Genomic DNA, 16,516 nt, shown 5'->3' on the forward strand with positions numbered 1-16,516 from the left:
GATTTTTCGATTTGAGATGGTCGGGTGCGATCGGGCGATCGAATATTATTTAAGGTCGATCGTCACGATCACCACAGTAATATTATCGCGTCCACCTTTATCCTTAGCTGCTTGAATTAAAGCATTTGCAGCGCCCTCGCAGGCGCGAATCGACTTCAGAGGCGAAGCTATCAAAGGATCGGAAAGTTCTTCAGTCAAGCCATCGCTGCAGAGCAGCAAGCGATCCCCAGGCTGCACGTCCACCGGCAAAATATCTATTTCCCGCAAATCATCGCGGCCCAAACACTGGGACAAAACGTGACGCCAAGGATGAGTGCGAGCCTGGTCAGGAGTTAGGGCCTTTCTTTTCACAGCCTGAGCCACCCAAGTCTGGTCTTCAGTAATCTGTTCCAAGCGAGAGCCGTGCAGTCGGTACAAGCGAGAGTCCCCGATATTAGCGCACCAGGGTCGGCCCTCATCCCTAAACATTAGAACCACAGCCGTAGTTCCCATATCAGCACGCTCGGGGTGGTCGAGCTGATCCGTCAAAATTGCTTGATTGGCAATTAAAAAAGCCTTTTCCAACAACAGCGGAGAATCCTCTGGCCCTTCCCAATGTTCGAGCAAATAAGATTGAATCGCCTCAGTCGCAATCCGGCTGGCTTCTTGACCTCCGGCGTGTCCTCCCATGCCATCGGCCACTATGAAAAATCGCCCGTCAGAGTCTATGTAGTACGAATCCTGATTTACGGAACGAACTAGCCCTGTGTCTGTCTTACCTGCGAAAGAGCGTTTCATAGATTGGGTGATTGGACTCATCGAACTTGAAAGCTTGATTTAATGGGGTGCGATTTTTTTTCCAAGACTTAAATCCCGCACCGACTTGAAATTCAGCAGCCCGCGATCGCGAGTTTTGGAAAAATTGCACTTCCTTGACCTCATATTGTAGATCGTATAATGGTAATCCCATCTTAAAATTTCGGTAAATCCAGTAAATTAACCAGTACCTACAAAAAAAAACTGGATTTATAAAGAACACCCTGAAAACCCCGCGACTTCAGTCCGGGGATGAAAGGGGTAAGGAGGCTTTAGCCTCCCAGTATTTTTCATGAGATTTCTGAATTGTATGTACTGTAAATTACAACTATGTAAATCTTTGTGAACAATGAGAACCGGGTTAAGCCAACGCTGCTAGCATAAACCTATCGTGATGAGGGTCGAAGTCATGCTAGTTTTCGAGTTGAAAGCATACGGTAAAAAGCAGCAATTTGAAGCTGTAGACGAAGCAATTAGAACGGTGCAGTTCATCCGCAACAAAGCATTGCGCTTTTGGATGGAAAACGAAAAAGTCAACAAATACGACTTGAATAAATACAGCGCCATTCTAGCGAAGGAATTCCCGTTTTGCGACGACTTAAACAGCATGGCCAGACAATCGAGTTCAGAAAGAGCGTGGTCGGCGATTTCACGATTCTACGACAACTGCAAAAAGAAAGTCCCAGGAAAAAAAGGGTTTCCGCAATTCCAGAAAGACAACCGCTCGGTAGAGTACAAAACTACGGGCTGGCGTCTGGCAGACGACCGGAAATCAATCACTTTTACCGATAAAAAAGGAATCGGCAAACTTAAATTAAAAGGAACCCGCGACTTGCATTTCTACCAGCGCAGTCAAATCAAACGAGTACGCTTGGTAAGGCGAGCAGACGGATATTATGTCCAGTTTTGCACTCAAGTTGACCGTTCTGAAAAGATTGAAATCACGGGTAACACCATCGGGTTAGATGTAGGACTTAAAGAGTTTTACACTGACTCAAATGGCGTTGCAGTTGATAACCCGCGTTTCCTCCGCAAGGGAGAACGCAGGTTGAAGAAAGCCCAAAAACGAGTTTCAAAACGAGTCAAGGGTTCGCAAAACAGAAAAAAAGCTAGAGCGATTCTAGGGAAGCGCCACCTCAAAATCAGCAGACAGCGTAAAGATTTTGCCGTGAAGTTGGCAAGATGCGTCATCCAGTCTAACGACTGTGTAGTCTACGAAGATTTGAGGATTAAAAATATGGTGAAGAATCACTCTCTAGCAAAATCGATTAACGACGCATCTTGGTATATGTTCCGAATTTGGTTGGAATATTTTGGCAAAGTATTCGGAAGAATTACGATTGCCGTACCAGCTAACGGAACAAGTCAAGAATGCTCTAGTTGCGGAACAATTGTTAAGAAAAGTCTCTCAACGCGAACCCACGCTTGTCGGTGTGGATGCGTATTAGATCGTGACTGGAACGCAGCTAAAAATATCCTGAGTCGGGGATTGAGTACGGCGGGGCACGTCGGAACTTGGATCTTAGATCCGAACGCTTGTGGAGAATTGACCGCTACCGATGTTGAAGTAATTCTGCATCGGCAAGTCGATTCTGCGAATCAAGAATCTCCTCGGCTTTAGCCAGGAGAGTGTCAAGACATCCTGTCTAAACGATCGATCCGCCTGAACAAACGCAGCATAGCAAACCCTGCACCCGCCGCCAGGACTGCCACAGCGACAGCCGGCCAGACTTGATTGCTGACAAACAAAATTGTCGCCGACAAAGTAAAAGCACTCATCAGCAAAGCATAATTCGTACCCATTTGAGCGCTGCTCATGCGGCGGAGCAAACGCTCTGTTTCCGCCGAACGGACGCGAATCCGCAAATCTCCCTGTTCGAGTTTATCAATAGTCTCCTCAATCCGGCGGGGCAAACCCAAAGCACTCGAACTCACCTGAGCCGCCTGACGGCCGATTTCGTTAAAAATGCTGCTACCTGTATCAGGGCCATTTCCATTACTCATAAGCTGCATGGCAAAAGGTTGTGCCACCTCCATAAAGTTGAACTCGGGATCTAAGCCTCGGCCCACCCCTTCGATGGTGGAAAAAGCTCGCATTACAAAAGTAAAAGTAGCTGGGAAGCGAAAAGGTTGGTTGTAGGCAATATCGTAAAGGTCGTCCGTAATTGCGCTCACCGACTGATTTTCAAAAGGCTTGTCCATGAAGTTGTCCAGCATATACTGGATGCTGCGGCGCACCGGACTCATATCACCCGTAGGCACCAAAGCTCCCAACTCGATCAGAGAATCCATAATCCGCTGTCCATCCTTGGAAGCAATGCCGTAGAGGGTCTCCATCAGTCCTTCGCGGACGTTCGACTGGATTTGCCCCATCATGCCAAAATCGTAGAAAATCAGACAACCGTCAGGACTAACAGCGATGTTGCCGGGGTGTGGGTCAGCGTGGAAAAAGCCGTCGTTGAGCAACTGGCGCAAATAAGCTTTTGCCCCCAACTGAGCGATTAATTTACGATCGATACCGGCCGCTTCCAAAGCTTCGTAGTGGCTGATTTTAATCCCCGGCAGGTATTCCAAAGTCAGCACTCGCGGAGCCGCGTACCGCCAATAAACCCTAGGCACCCGCACCCAGTCACAGTTGCTAAAATTGCGGCGAAAAGTATCAGCATTCCGGCCTTCATGGAGATAGTCAATTTCCAGCCAGAGAATGCGACAGCATTCCTCATAAATCCCCATCCAATCTCGGCCGCGGCCCCACTTAGGATGGTTTTGAAAGTAGCGGGCAATTCCCTTAAGAATTTGCAAATCGATCTCGAACAGTTTCCGCAGTCCCGGTCGCTGCACCTTGACGACCACTTCCGGGCCCGAATGCAGTTGAGCTTTGTGTACCTGACCCAGACTGGCAGCAGCCAGGGGTACCGGGTCAAAGCTGCGGTAGAGTTCTTGAACTGTCTTGCCCAAATCTTGCTCGACAATTACCTCCAACTGCTCGTAGCTGAAAGCAGGGACTTTATCTTGCAGCTTAGAAAGTTCCTCCACAAACTCTGCTGGGAACAAGTCGGCGCGGGTGGAAAATAACTGCCCAACTTTAATGAAAGTCGGCCCCAAATCCAAGAGTGTTTCTCGCACCCAGATAGCTTGAAAGCGGCGTCTGGCAACTTTCTTTTCTTCAGTCACGCCTCCCCAGTAGCTCCAATTTTTGCTGTCGAGCCAGAGGGAAGCCAGCCAGAGCAAGACAAAGGCCCAAATGTCGAAGAAGCGCCGCTTCCGGGAATATTTTTCGCGATTCCAGCGATAAGCTTTACTTTTGTAGGATTTACTAGCAGTTTTTGGCTCATCGGCTTCGCCAGTGTGCTTGGGGGAGCGCTGGCGATTAACAGAGTCATCAAGGAGAGCAGACACTTGGGTTCCCAAATTGCTTATTTTATTATGTTGTTGCTTTGATTGGAAGTAGGAGCGCAGGAGCGCAAAGCAATGCGCTCACGTAGTAAACAATAGTTGTGGTCGAATCGAGCGCTAGGGCAAAGTGCTGCGGTAGCGCTGCAATTCCGATCGCACAAGAGCCACTTCGGCGCGCAGCTCGTCAATAGTCGCTTGCAAATCAGCGGGATGGATGTCTTGAATGGTGGTGGTGCTTGCAGTGCCAGTTCTGGTCTGCATCGCCTCCTCCGAAGCTTTATTTGCCCGTTCCACAACTCGATCTGTGAACTGCCGCAGGCGTTCTCTTTGTTCTGCGTCAAATTTGCCGAGTTCAGAGAAAGCGTTGGTTGCTGCGCTTTCTAATTGCTCGTACAGTGCTTCGGCAAGTGCTCTGCCTACAAAAAAAGCATGAACTGGGGGTTTACTCATAAAAAATCTCTGTGCGCTTCCGCAACAAATTATAACTTGCTTGTCCCCGATGATGCTTGCTCCCAAAGGAAGGAATTTTGGGGGAATTGACACTCCCACCCCGAGTGTCGGGGATGGGATTGTTGAGAGTTAGAACAGTCTAACGCGCAACGGCTTAGCCCAAAAGCCTCGCTTACACTGGCTCAAATTCGAGGTTGGGGTTGCTTTGTACCAAAATGTTTGCAGCTTGGCAGCAATAATATGCGACATCACACCACCTCAGTGCCGCGCACATATTCTAACATAATTTCAATCAAAATAGAACACAGTCCTGCATTTTTTTGCGGGCATATGGATAGCAGAGGGAATAGAAAATATGCGATAAACTCAGACGGCGACTGTTGGATTTTTTAGATGCGACGGAAGTTTTTGGAAGATAGTCATTGGCTAGGTATGGCCTTATTATCTCAACTACCGCTCGCCTATTTGCTGACTCATAAAACCAAGTATTTGTCCGCACTTTTAAGGAACACAAACAATACTAATTTGTCGCAGGTTCGGGAAAAGGCACTGCGGGATCTGCCACAGGGGGTGGTGAATCAGGTGCGATCGGACTATCTGAATTGTTGCCACTGCGGCTGGGTATCGCAGGCTCAGGCGATCGCTCGATCGGCGAGGCTATTACTGGCGACGGGGATTCCGACGGCGGCAAGGTTTCAGCGCTAGGACTCCCAGGGGCAGGCGGGGCGGGTGCGGCGGGCGGTTCTGGCGGCAGGGGCGCAACTTCCGGTACTGGTGCGGCTTCTGGTTGGGGAGCTGGCTCGATTTCGGTTTGAGGCTCTGGAATGGGGGACTCAGAAGGCTCCTCTGCGGGTTTGGGCGTCGGGGATGGCTCAGGTTTTGCTTCGGGTTCTGGGGCGGGAGTTTCCGGGCTTGGGGACTCAGAAGGTTCGGCGCTAGTTTCGGAGGGATCTATCTGTTCGGGAATCTTGCTGCTGTCTAAGGGGGGTTTGGGGCGCTTGTTGAGTTCGATCGGGTAGAGAGGGCTGCTTTCGACAGACGGCTGCCCGAACATCGGCCCTGACAAATCGCGGGATTTGAGCAAATCTTCGAGAGATGGGAAGGATTCAATTTTGGGACGATTGCTGAGACTGGTGCTGTTGTAGTGCCATGCTAGGTCAAAACCCATCCAGCCTGCAATTGCAGCCGTTACCACAAACGCCATAAAAGTCAACTGCGGCGGGGGAGGTGCGGGCAATCTTAGAGTTTGCTTGCCTTTTCTTTTTACTGATACTCGCTCTGTTTCTTGCAGCATGGTGAGCCAATTTTCCACTGTCTGAGGGCGGTTGTGGGGGTCGATTTCAAGTCCCTGAAGGATGGCTCGCTCGATTCCCGGGCTGAGGTTGGGCTGAAATTGCCGCAACTCAGTTAGGGGAATACGATCGCGCAGGGGTGCTGCTACGGGCGCCACGCCGGAGAGTAAGTAGTAGAGGGTGGCTGCGAGCGCGTAGATATCAGTGGCCGGTGTACATTTACCGTCATAGAGGTATTGTTCGATCGGCGCGTACCCAGGGGAGAGCAAGTTAGTGTGGGTTTGTGTGGTGCCGGCGGTAAAGCCCCGGGCAATTCCGAAATCTATTAACATTACTACGTGAGAATCGGCTCGCCGGATAATATTTTCTGGCTTGATATCTCCGTGCAGCAATCCGCTGTGGTGAACTGTACTTACGGCTGAGGCTATTTGCCGAATATAGTGCAGGGCCTGGGCTTCTGGCAGCGGGCGATCGGTTTCGACTATTTGGGCGAGAGTTTGGCCCGGAATGTAGTCCATTGCAATAAAAGACTGTCCGGCTTCTTCAAAAAAGTCGATTACCCTGACTATGTTGGAATGCTGACACTGTGACAGGCGTTGGGCTTCGGCAATAAACTGCTGCTGAAATTGGGCAGATTCTGGGTGTTGGCGCAGACTTTCGTTGAGGGTTTTGAGTACGACGGTTTGGTTTAAATGGGTGTGGATAGCTCGGTAAGTGATGCCGAACCCTCCTATCCCTAAAGTCGCGTTAATTTTGTATTTGCCCTGTTGCAGGACTGTTGCTGGCGCTAAATTCATCTTCAGTTGATGCCGTTTCCCAAACTATGCTACCGCCTTTGGGTTATTTCGCAGAGTTAGGGGTGAGGTTCGATCGATCGGCGCCCTAGTTTGAGCTTTAGCTCTGCTATATCTTTAATCTTTGCATCCCCACGTCATTTTATCTGTAGTAGGTATTGTGAAACTTAACGCTCCGGCTTTCCCATAATAAAAATCCCGCTCTTGTGGAACGGGACAGCCATCAGGGTGCATCTATAATATCTGACTCTAACTTATGGGGGGTACAACCCCTCATTGCTTTAGCAAGTCTTTAAAATTAGTCGATTTTTGTAAAGATTTAGGTTTTTTGTTGACTTATAATCATTTTTATAATATGCAAGATTGCCGGATGGCGCTCTTGAGCTTGGGGAATTGACAGCAATTCTTGCAATCTGGCTGCGATCACTTCAGTTGAGGCGAACTGGTACATTCCGATGGCGAATAAGCTGTCGCGCATTTAAATTGCATATTCGGGGCGGGCTCATAGGCCCACCCCACTGATTGTTTTATTGTTTTTTGACATACAATTTAAATCCCGAACAGCTTACGAGCTGGATTTATAGTAAGTCGTTTTCCCATGTTGCTCCCAGAGTCACACCTTACAGACCAGATTACCTTTTTGGCTCAGATGAAGTTCAGGCGAGCGGCATAAAATAACAAAGAGGCATCGTATCGGGCTTAATCTTGAGACTGCAAATGGCTCAAACCTTGTAAAGAAAAAGGCTGTAAGCATTGTCCAGACATTGGTACCTCAGAGCCATAAATGCTTCAATCGCTGTTCGCGTTACACACCAAGGGCTAGAGGCAAGTTCAAGTTCCCCCCTTCGGGAAACTTGAGCTTAAGTTGTCACCAATGGGGTATTCCTGGTAACGAGAAGCGATCGATTAGCAATTAGCAGCAATTAGTAATTACTTATTCTTTAGTTTGAAAATGTCTGTTAAACAATCACATTACGAGACTTTACTAGCAGAGTACAGCGAATCTTCTGCCGCGATCGCCCTGCTGAAAAAATATCGGGTTTACATGGAAATGATTCCGAGTATCCGCCGCGCCCATGAGAGTTTAATCACAATTCCTTTGCCAATTGCCCGCTTGCGGGACGGGGTTTCGTATGCCGGAAGCAGCGGCACTAGCATATCGCCCGGACAGGCCGTTTGTTTGCCCTGCGATTTGGCGATTTTGATGTGCGATCCTGAATGGAAAGTTAAAATTGGAGTGGAAATTTTGATTTTCATTCATCGTCCGGGCGAAGAGTTTTCTGAGTTGCTCGGCCGCTGGCGGCAGTCTCAGGTTTGGCTGGATAAAGGTTATGAATGGGTGATGCCGCACCGCTACAGACATATTTACAGCGATGAAGCTGAGGCGGTTCATCCGCTATTTGTTTTGTTTGAGGAAACGCCGGAACTGATTCAACGGGGTTTGATGGCGGCTGGTTTACCGTTTGTGGTGGAAAGTTTCGAGTCTGGGAGTGAGGAAGTAGAGGAGGAAGAGTTTCTGGGTAGCGGGGAACTGGGAAGTATTGGTGAAGAAAGTTTTGATTTGTAGGGTGGGTGCGATCGCATATAGCCATCCTATTGCTTGATGTAAAGTAGATTTTTTTCAACGAACCGGAGAGGGCGCAGAGGGCGCAGAGAAAGAGAAAAGAGAGAAATATTGATGTTTGCGAATCCTGAATCGGGTGTTATATGCAAATATTCAAAAATTTTTTGGGTGGGGAAAGGAATGTTTATGCTCCCGCCAGATTCATGGAGTCAATCTAAAATCTAAAATCTAAAATCTAAAATCTAAAACCTAAAATCGAATGACCTCTCTAGCTGGGCGGGAAACGCTAGCTTTCATGCTGGTTGCGTCGCCTAATGTAAAGGTGTGGCTTGATATTTTTCCCTCCAGCATGATATCATCAGGCTGCTCTATTTTGTTTGTTAATTTAGATGGGTTTTTAATATAGAATTTACTAAATGAACCGCAGAGAACGCAGAGGCCGCAGAGGGGAGAGAAAGAGCAAATTAGAATTTATTGATATGAGTAAAATTTACTATTAAACCGGGGCTATTGAAATGAGATTGTTAAAACCATGGCGTTTAGTTTTATTAAGTATAGTTTTTGGGATGGCTGTAATTTTATCAAATTGCGGCACGCCTTCAAACACGGCTAGCAAGAATTCTCCAACCCCGCCAACTCCTGCTGCGGTTCCGGCTGGGGCTTTAGTTTACGGTGCGGGCGGGCCGCCGGTCAATCTGGAACCGGGAAATATTACTGATGGGAATTCGGTGATTGTTATCGACCAAATTTACAATCGCTTGACTGATTTCAAACCGGGAACTGTGGAACTTGAGCCGAGTCTCGCTACTGAATGGTCAAGTTCTACAGATGGTAAAACTTGGACTTTTAAGTTGCGTTCCGGGGTCAAGTTTCACGACGGCACGGATTTTGATGCGGAAGCTGTTAAGTTTAATGTGGATCGCTGGTGGGATGCCAAAAATCCTAACGGTTTTCGAGAAGCGGGCAAGAATTATCCGATTTGGAAAAATTTATTTGGCGGGTTTAAGGGAGAAAAAGATTCTTTAGTAAAAGATGTGGCCGTTGTTGATAAGTATACAATTAAATTTGTTTTAAATCAACCTTTTGCTGCTTTTCCCTCGGCGATTGGTTCCGGTTATTTCGGGATGGCGAGTCCGGCGGCGGTGAAAAAAGCGGGTGCTCAGTACGGCACTCCGGGGTCGCTGGCGGTGGGGACGGGGCCTTTTGTGTTTCGGGAATGGCGATCGGGCGATCGCATTGTTTTGGAGAAAAATCAGAATTATTGGAAAACTGGCGCGCCAAAACTCGATCGATTGGTAATTCGTTTTGTGGAAGATCCGGCGGCGCGGCTGGCTCAATTGAGAGCCGGACAGCTCGATTTTACCGTTGATTTAACGCCGGATCAATTGCAAGAAATTCAGGCAGATGCAAATTTAGAAGCTGTGTTGCGCCCTGCTTTTAATGTCGGTTATTTAGCCTTAAATCCGAGTTACGAACCTTTAGCAAAACCGGAAGTTAGACGGGCGATCGCGCAAGCAATTAACCAGCCTGAAATTGTCAAAGCTTTTTGGGGAGAACTCGGCAAACACGATGCGGAATTTGTGCCATCAGTGCTGAATTGGGCGGCGTCTGAAACAGTGAAAGATTACGAATTTAACCCGCAGCAAGCTAAAGCGATGCTGGCGAAAGCAGGTTATCCGAACGGTTTCGATTTGGATTTGTGGTATATGCCCGTGGGCCGTCCCTATTTTCCCACGCCGAAGCCGATCGCTGAGGCTTTGGCGGCGGATTTGAGCGCGATCGGGATTCGGGTAAAATTGCTGACAAAGGATTGGTCTGCTTATTTAGCCGATCGACTCAAACCTCCCGGATTTCAAGCTTTTATGATGGGTTGGACGGGCGATTACGGCGACCCGGATAATTTCTATTATCCCCATTTCGGACCCGGTGCGACGGCCGATTTGGGTAATTGGAAAAATCCCAAAGTTATCGAACTTTTAGATAAAGGTAGGGCGACTGCGGATCGGGCTGCGAGGGCAAAAATTTATGGGGAAGTTAGCGAGATTTTGCACGGGGAAGCTGTGCGTTTGCCGATCGTACATTCGCAGCCGCTTTTAGGAAAACGCAAGAATATTCTAGGTTGGATTCCGAGTCCTTTGGGGTCGGAATCTTTTGAGGAAGTGAGCAAAAATTGAGAAGCTAGATCGAGACACCTCTCCTGGGTTATCTTACTTTACATGAATTTACCTTAACAAACAATATGGAGAGCAATCAGCAACCTGCAAATCATCAGCCACAAATTATTTTGATTACCGGGAACATGGCTGCCGGAAAATCAAGTGTGGCCCAATCACTTGCCGAACGGTTGCCCAAAAGTGTCCACCTTCGCGGCGATATCTTTCGTCGCATGATTGTGAATGGACAGGCGGAAATGGCGTTAAATTTGTCAGCAGAGGCATATCAGCAGCTTCAACTGCGGTATCACCTGGCAGCAATGGCAGCGCGACACTATCTCCAGGCTGGTTTTACGGTCGTTTATCAAGACATCATCATTGGTTCGGCACTGGCTGAGGTACTTGCCACTTTCCACGATGTGCCGTTGTCGGCGATCGTTCTGTGTCCGAAGGCAGAAGTTGTAGCTGCACGGGATGCAGCAAGAACGAAAACCGGATATGCCAACGAAACAATGGTTTATGCATTCGATCGCATTCTCCGTACCGAAACTCCTCGCTTTGGCTACTGGCTGGATTCAACCCATCTAACGGTAGAAGAAACGGTCGATCGGATTTTGGCAAATTTGCAAGGTGAATGAGATCGACTGATGTTTCAATATATTGCTAAACGCTTGCTGGGACTATTGCCAGTCCTTTTCGGAATCACTCTGCTAGTATTTATATTTTTGCATTTGATACCGGGAGACCCAGCTACAGTGCTTTTGGGAGAACGGGGAACTCCCGAACAGGTGGAAATGTTGAGAGCAAGATTAGGTTTGAATCAGCCTTTGCCTTTGCAATATTTGGCTTTTTTATGGAGTTTGCTGCGCTTGGATTTGGGAAATAGTATTATTAGCGGTATTCCGATAATTGATGAAATTACAAGTCGCTTGCCTGCTACTTTTGAACTGTCTGTGGTGGCGATGTTAGTGGCACTTGTTATCGGAATTCCGGCGGGGATTTTGGCTGCTGTTCGGAAAAATAGCTGGCTGGACAATCTCGCGATGAGTGGTTCGTTAATTGGCGTATCTTTGCCCGTGTATTGGTTGGCATTGATATTGATTTATTTGTTTGCTGTTTATCTGAAATGGCTGCCTCCTAGCGGGCGGATTAGTGTAGATTTGGGGTTGGGTTTTAAGTCGATGACGGGTATTTATATTTTGGATGCGTTGCTGAGGTGGGATTTGGCGGCTTTACGGGATGCGATCGCCCATTTAATCCTGCCAGCTTTGACTTTAGGAACTATTCCCCTGGCTATTATAGCTCGCATCACTCGTTCGGCGATGCTGGAAGTGCTTTCTCAAGATTACATCCGCACTGCGAGGGCTAAGGGATTGCCGGAATATTGGGTGATTTTGAAACACGCTTTGAAAAATGCGTTTTTGCCGATCGTCACAACAATCGGTTTGCAGTTCGGCACTCTTTTAGGCGGCGCTATTCTGACTGAAACGATTTTTTCGTGGCCGGGAATTGGTTCTTGGATTTATAGCGGTATTTTGACGCGGGATTACCCAATTGTCCAAGGAGGAGTTATTTTTGTGGCTGTAACTTTTGTACTGATTAATCTGGCTGTTGATATTTCCTATGCTTTTTTCGATCCGAGAATTCAGTACCGTTAATTAAAAAGAAATCAGACAAGAAATGCTTGTTTAACATCCGGTCGCAGCAGGTAGTAAATGCTAGCCACTGCAAAACCCAGAGTTAAAAAATTGACTGCTGTACCGCCGCTGCCCAACATTTTGGCAATTTGCGCGAGGGTGGCGATGATGTGGACAATTAACGTTCCCGTCCAAGCCCATTTTTTTAGTTGAAACAAACCCCAAGCTAAGAGTAAGGAGAGGAGGCCTAAAATAAAACTGATCGCAGCAAAAATTGCAATGAAGCCGCCGATTACAGTACCAACTTTTGCCCCGCCTACAGCCGCACCGAGACCGCCAAAAATGCCAGCAAAAAGTAAGATGAACAAGCCGTCAAGGAGGCTGAATACGCCGCTAATTACCTGCAAGATGGCCAGAACTGTAACGCTTTGAGGACGATTCATTATTTTGATTTTCCATTTTTAACGGATTTGCAAAATATTTTAACCTGTTGCGGGCACAGGGCGGATATGGATTCAGGATTTACGCACCGCTACCCGTGAAACCGGGTTTATGAGAATAAGTGTGTCCATACTGTGTCGTTGCGAGATTCGCACTGGCAGAGTCCGCTGCGATCGCTAACACGAGCCCGCAATCACCTAGTGACGGTCGATCGCCCGCTGTCAGATCCGCCTTTGTTGCTGCTGAGGAGCGCGCCCCGATCTCCCAAAAATGATATTATTTATTAAAATATATTTTTATTTGCTAACAGCCGGGAGCGATTCTGTTTGGGCCCACCTCTTTTGGCTGAAAAAACTTAACATTATTTAATAAGTTGCAAAGATTAGCTATAATTGTTTACAGGTGCTGGTTGGGGAACTTTTTTTAAATCACCCGATCGGATGAGTCTGAAAGACGATGCCACGCATCAGCAAAAATTTTACCTTTAAGGTAATCCTGAGATTAAATTAGGTGAGTCGGTATGATCGTTAGCCCTAAAACGGAAACTGCTCAGGTCAAGGTGGAAGATACTCAGACTGTAGACACCAAGGCCGCAGAGACCAAAATTGCAGAGACCAAAACCGCCCAAAAGCAGTCTCCGAAGAAACCCGCGCGCAAACCGCAGCGGTGGGCGATTGGGTTGGTTGCAGCCGGGTTGCTAGCTGTACCGACCACCATATATATAGCAAAAAGTCGATCGCAGCCGAAAGCAGATGCGATCGCCACTATGACAGTGCCGGTGGAAGCGCAAAACCTCACGGTGCGGATCACGTCTAGCGGCACGGTGCAGCCGGTACAGCGCGTGAATCTCAGCCCCAAAGGCTCCGGCCGGATCGCAGAATTATTTGTGGAACAGGGCGATAAAGTCGAAGCAGGACAAATCGTGGCCCGCATGGAAAGCCGCGATGTAGAAGCTCAACTCCAGCAAGCTAAAGCCCGCGAAGCCAGCGCGCGAGCAAAACTCGCCAAAATAGAAGCCGGGAATCGATCGGAAGACATCGCCAGCGCCCGAGCGCGCTTAGAGCAAGCCGAGGCCAGTCTCGCGCAACTCCAAGCCGGCAGCCGCGTGGAAGAAGTTGCAGGAGCCAGAGCCCGCTTGCAGCAAACTCAAGCAGGCTTGCAGCGACTGCGAGCCGGCAGCCGCGTGGAAGAAGTCAGCCAAGGGCGCGCACGTTTAGCCCAAGCTCAAGCTCGTTTAGCAGACGCTCAAACCGGCAGTGTCAAACAAGAAATTGCCCAAGCACAAACGCAAATTGACTCGAGTAAAGCCCAAGCCGAACTAACTGCTCAGCGGGTAGAACGCAATCGACCGTTAGTGCAAGAAGGTGCTCTGGCTCAAGATAAACTGGATGAACTGATCAAAGAAAATCGTACTGCCCAAGCTAAAGTAACAGAATCCCAAAAACGCCTGCAACAACTGCAAGAAAATCGGCTGTCGCAAATTCAGCAACTGCAAGCTGCTGTGCAAGTCGAGCAGCAAGCATTGAATCAATTGCAAAACGGTACGCGATCGGAAGAAATCGCCAAAGCCGAAGCAGAAGTTGCCGAAGCTAAAAGCAAATTAGCGCAAGTAGAAAACGGCAACCGTCCAGAAGAAATCGCTAAAGCCGAAGCAGCAGTTGCTGAAGCTAAAAGCCAATTGGCGGCACAAGAAAACGGTTCTCGCCCGGAAGAAATAGCTCAAGCTAAAGCTGAATTAGCCGAAGCTCAAGCTCAAGTCCGCTTTCAAGAAGTGCAGTTAGAAGATACGAAAGTTCGCGCTCCTTTTGCGGGAATTATTACCCAAAGATACGCGATCCAAGGAGCTTTTGTAACTCCGGCCACTTCGGCCTCGGAAGCTACTTCGGCCACTTCGACATCGATTGTCGCTTTAGCTAGAGATGTGGAAGTTTTGGCTAAAGTCCCGGAGGCTGATATCAGTCAAATTAAACCGGGTCAAGAAGTTGAAATAGTCGCCGATGCTTATCCAGATAAAGTGTTTAAAGGCCGCGTTAAATTAATTGCGCCGGAAGCTGTTAAGGAACGGGATGTGACGCTATTTCAAGTGCGAGTTGCGATCGACACGGGCAAAGAGTCGCTGCAATCGGGGATGAATGTAGATTTGAGATTTGTCGGTCAAAAGCTGAGCAATGCTTTAGTTGTGCCTACGGTGGCAATTGTCACTAATAAAGGTCAAACGGGTGTGCTAGTTCCCGATGAGAAACAACAGCCGAAGTTTAAAGCTGTTACCGTTGGATCGACTATTGGCAACAAGATTCAGATTTTAGAGGGTGCAAAAGCGGGCGATCGCGTTTTTACCGAACTTCCTCAAGGTAAAAAATTAGAGGATATTATCAAAAATCAGAAATAGGGTATAGGGCATGGGAGGAAGAGCCTAATAACTCACATTTTGCACTATTCTTAAGAACAGGCAAGATGCCTGTTCCACAAAGAGTGATTTTGAGTCTTAAGAACAGGCAAGATGCCTGTTCCACAAAGAGTGATTTTGATTGTGGGGTGGGCAGGATATCCTGCCCACCAATAACTAAAATCTATTCCCAATTCCCTAATCTAAAATCGAAAATCTAAAATCGAATTATGGATATTGTTGAAAGCGTCAAAATGGCTGTCACAACTTTGATGGCAAACAAGCTTCGCAGCAGCTTGACGATGTTAGGAATTATCATAGGTAATGCTTCTGTCATTTCTATGATCGGTATCGGCGAAGGAGCTCAAACATTTATCGAGGGACAAGTTAACTCTCTGGGTTCAAACTTGCTATTTATTATTCCCGGAAGTCCTGAAGCGCAAACCCGCCCGGTGATTCCGCCCCAGACTTTAGTAGTGGAAGATGCAGAGGCGATCGCATCTCAAGTTCCTTCTGTCGAAGAAGTCGCACCAACTCTCAATGAAAGTCAACTCGTTACCTACCGCAACAAAAATGTCTCATCTTCCATTGTGGGAACTACCCCAGAATTTCTGACAGTCAGAAGCTTTGATGTTGGTCAAGGTCGATTTTTAAACAAATTAGATTTAGAAAGACAAGAAAATGTGGTTGCTTTAGGATCGGAAGCAGCAGAACAATTGTTTGGTAATACACAGCCACTCGGTCAATACATTCGCATCAAAAACTCGACTTTTCAAGTGATTGGTGTCATGCAGGCGAAAGGCTCAAGTTTTGGCGACAATCAAGATATGAATGTTTATTTGCCGCTGACTACGATGGCAAATCGAATTGTGGGTCGCTCGTCTCCCTACGGTACAAAAGTAACATTTATTTCGGTTGCAATCAAAGATGAAACTATGATGCAAGCAGCCCAATTTCAAATAGAAAATCTGCTCAGGTTGCGTCATAAAATCACTAAAGAGGATGATTTTACGGTTCGCAACCAGAAAGATTTAATGAAGACTTTGGGCAGTATTACTGGTGCTTTGACGTTGATGTTGGCTTTCGTGGCGGCAATTTCGCTGTTTGTCGGCGGCATCGGGATTATGAATATCATGCTGGTTTCTGTTACCGAACGCACGAAGGAAATTGGGCTGAGAAAGGCGATCGGAGCTTCTCAGCAAGATATCCTAATTCAGTTTATGATCGAGTCTGTGATTTTGTCAGCGGCAGGCGGGGCGATCGGCACTGGATTCGGTATCGGCGGCGTGCTTTTAGTCTCTGCTTTTACTCCCCTGCAAGCTAGTGTTTCCCCAGTGGCGATCGCACTTGCAGTCGGTGTTTCCGGCAGTATCGGCTTATTTTTCGGCATCGTACCTGCAAAACAAGCTGCTAAATTAGACCCGATTGTGGCATTGAGAAGTGCTTAAGAAGTCATTAGTCATCAGTCATTAGTCATTAAGCTGGCGTGCATCTAACTTGTATAGTAATTTTTATTAAAAGTCTTGTGGGGTGGGCCTATGAGCCCGCCCTAAAAATCTAATTTAGATGCGCGACAGCTTAGTCATTAGTCATTGGTTATTTGTTGGT

At 47.6% G+C, this 16,516-nt stretch carries 15 protein-coding genes; 8 read left to right on the forward strand and 7 right to left on the reverse strand.

The annotated features are described in order from the left end of the window. Positions 1-45: 45 nt before the first annotated feature. Both OSC7112_RS12260 and OSC7112_RS39655 read right to left on the reverse strand, forming a co-directional pair. On the reverse strand, positions 46-777 hold the full coding sequence (locus tag OSC7112_RS12260) for a PP2C family protein-serine/threonine phosphatase (protein ID WP_190274384.1): 732 nt from the start codon (positions 775-777) through the stop codon (positions 46-48). Beyond that, positions 755-949, reverse strand: a complete 195-nt coding sequence (locus tag OSC7112_RS39655; RefSeq protein WP_015176197.1) for a hypothetical protein — start codon at positions 947-949, stop codon at positions 755-757. Before OSC7112_RS39655 ends, OSC7112_RS12260 begins: the two co-directional genes overlap by 23 nt. 255 nt (positions 950-1,204) lie before the next feature. Between OSC7112_RS39655 and OSC7112_RS12265 the strand changes: the two genes are divergently transcribed. Next, complete coding sequence (locus tag OSC7112_RS12265; RefSeq protein WP_015174797.1) at positions 1,205-2,416, forward strand: RNA-guided endonuclease InsQ/TnpB family protein; 1,212 nt, start codon at positions 1,205-1,207, stop codon at positions 2,414-2,416. Positions 2,417-2,427: 11 nt separating this feature from the next. Here the strand turns inward: OSC7112_RS12265 and OSC7112_RS12270 are convergent, their stop codons facing one another. The 4 genes from OSC7112_RS12270 to OSC7112_RS39660 form a co-directional block, all read right to left on the reverse strand. Further along, positions 2,428-4,194 carry an ABC1 kinase family protein gene (locus OSC7112_RS12270; RefSeq protein ID WP_015176198.1) on the reverse strand — a complete coding sequence of 589 codons (1,767 nt, stop codon included), beginning with the start codon at positions 4,192-4,194 and terminating at the stop codon, positions 2,428-2,430. Positions 4,195-4,308: 114 nt separating this feature from the next. Then, positions 4,309-4,641, reverse strand: a complete 333-nt coding sequence (locus OSC7112_RS12275) for a DUF6825 family protein (RefSeq protein ID WP_015176199.1) — start codon at positions 4,639-4,641, stop codon at positions 4,309-4,311. 520 nt (positions 4,642-5,161) lie between these two features. Next, on the reverse strand, positions 5,162-6,730 hold the full coding sequence (locus tag OSC7112_RS12280; protein WP_015176200.1) for a serine/threonine protein kinase: 1,569 nt from the start codon (positions 6,728-6,730) through the stop codon (positions 5,162-5,164). A 316-nt stretch (positions 6,731-7,046) separates the two neighbouring features. Next, on the reverse strand, positions 7,047-7,205 hold the full coding sequence (locus tag OSC7112_RS39660) for a hypothetical protein (protein WP_190274385.1): 159 nt from the start codon (positions 7,203-7,205) through the stop codon (positions 7,047-7,049). 474 nt (positions 7,206-7,679) lie between these two features. Here OSC7112_RS39660 and OSC7112_RS12285 point away from each other — a divergent pair, with 474 nt between their 5' ends. From OSC7112_RS12285 to OSC7112_RS12300, 5 genes are all read left to right on the forward strand, one after another. Further along, positions 7,680-8,294: a hypothetical protein gene (locus tag OSC7112_RS12285; protein ID WP_015176201.1), complete on the forward strand. Its 615-nt coding sequence runs from the start codon at positions 7,680-7,682 to the stop codon at positions 8,292-8,294. Between the two features lie 256 nt (positions 8,295-8,550). Further along, positions 8,551-8,697 (forward strand): hypothetical protein, encoded by a 147-nt coding sequence (locus OSC7112_RS39665; RefSeq protein WP_190274386.1) that lies wholly within the window; start codon positions 8,551-8,553, stop codon positions 8,695-8,697. A 160-nt stretch (positions 8,698-8,857) separates the two neighbouring features. Continuing rightward, positions 8,858-10,465: an ABC transporter substrate-binding protein gene (locus OSC7112_RS12290; protein ID WP_223300819.1), complete on the forward strand. Its 1,608-nt coding sequence runs from the start codon at positions 8,858-8,860 to the stop codon at positions 10,463-10,465. Between the two features lie 65 nt (positions 10,466-10,530). Next, on the forward strand, positions 10,531-11,082 hold the full coding sequence (locus OSC7112_RS12295; RefSeq protein ID WP_015176203.1) for an AAA family ATPase: 552 nt from the start codon (positions 10,531-10,533) through the stop codon (positions 11,080-11,082). 9 nt (positions 11,083-11,091) lie between these two features. Next, the gene (locus tag OSC7112_RS12300) at positions 11,092-12,102 is read left to right on the forward strand and encodes an ABC transporter permease (RefSeq protein ID WP_015176204.1); all 1,011 of its coding nucleotides are present in this window, start codon (positions 11,092-11,094) and stop codon (positions 12,100-12,102) included. Between the two features lie 11 nt (positions 12,103-12,113). Here OSC7112_RS12300 and OSC7112_RS12305 read toward each other — a convergent pair whose 3' ends face one another. After that, positions 12,114-12,524 carry a hypothetical protein gene (locus tag OSC7112_RS12305; RefSeq protein ID WP_015176205.1) on the reverse strand — a complete coding sequence of 137 codons (411 nt, stop codon included), beginning with the start codon at positions 12,522-12,524 and terminating at the stop codon, positions 12,114-12,116. 518 nt (positions 12,525-13,042) lie between these two features. On the opposite strand from OSC7112_RS12305, the gene OSC7112_RS12310 reads away from it, so the two are divergent. Next, positions 13,043-14,911, forward strand: a complete 1,869-nt coding sequence (locus tag OSC7112_RS12310; protein ID WP_015176206.1) for an efflux RND transporter periplasmic adaptor subunit — start codon at positions 13,043-13,045, stop codon at positions 14,909-14,911. Positions 14,912-15,138: 227 nt separating this feature from the next. Then, positions 15,139-16,356, forward strand: coding sequence for an ABC transporter permease (locus OSC7112_RS12315; protein ID WP_015176207.1), 1,218 nt, complete (start codon positions 15,139-15,141; stop codon positions 16,354-16,356). Positions 16,357-16,516: the final 160 nt, after the last annotated feature.

Origin of the sequence: Oscillatoria nigro-viridis PCC 7112, from assembly GCF_000317475.1 — a bacterium.
Classification (GTDB): domain Bacteria; phylum Cyanobacteriota; class Cyanobacteriia; order Cyanobacteriales; family Microcoleaceae; genus Microcoleus; species Microcoleus nigroviridis.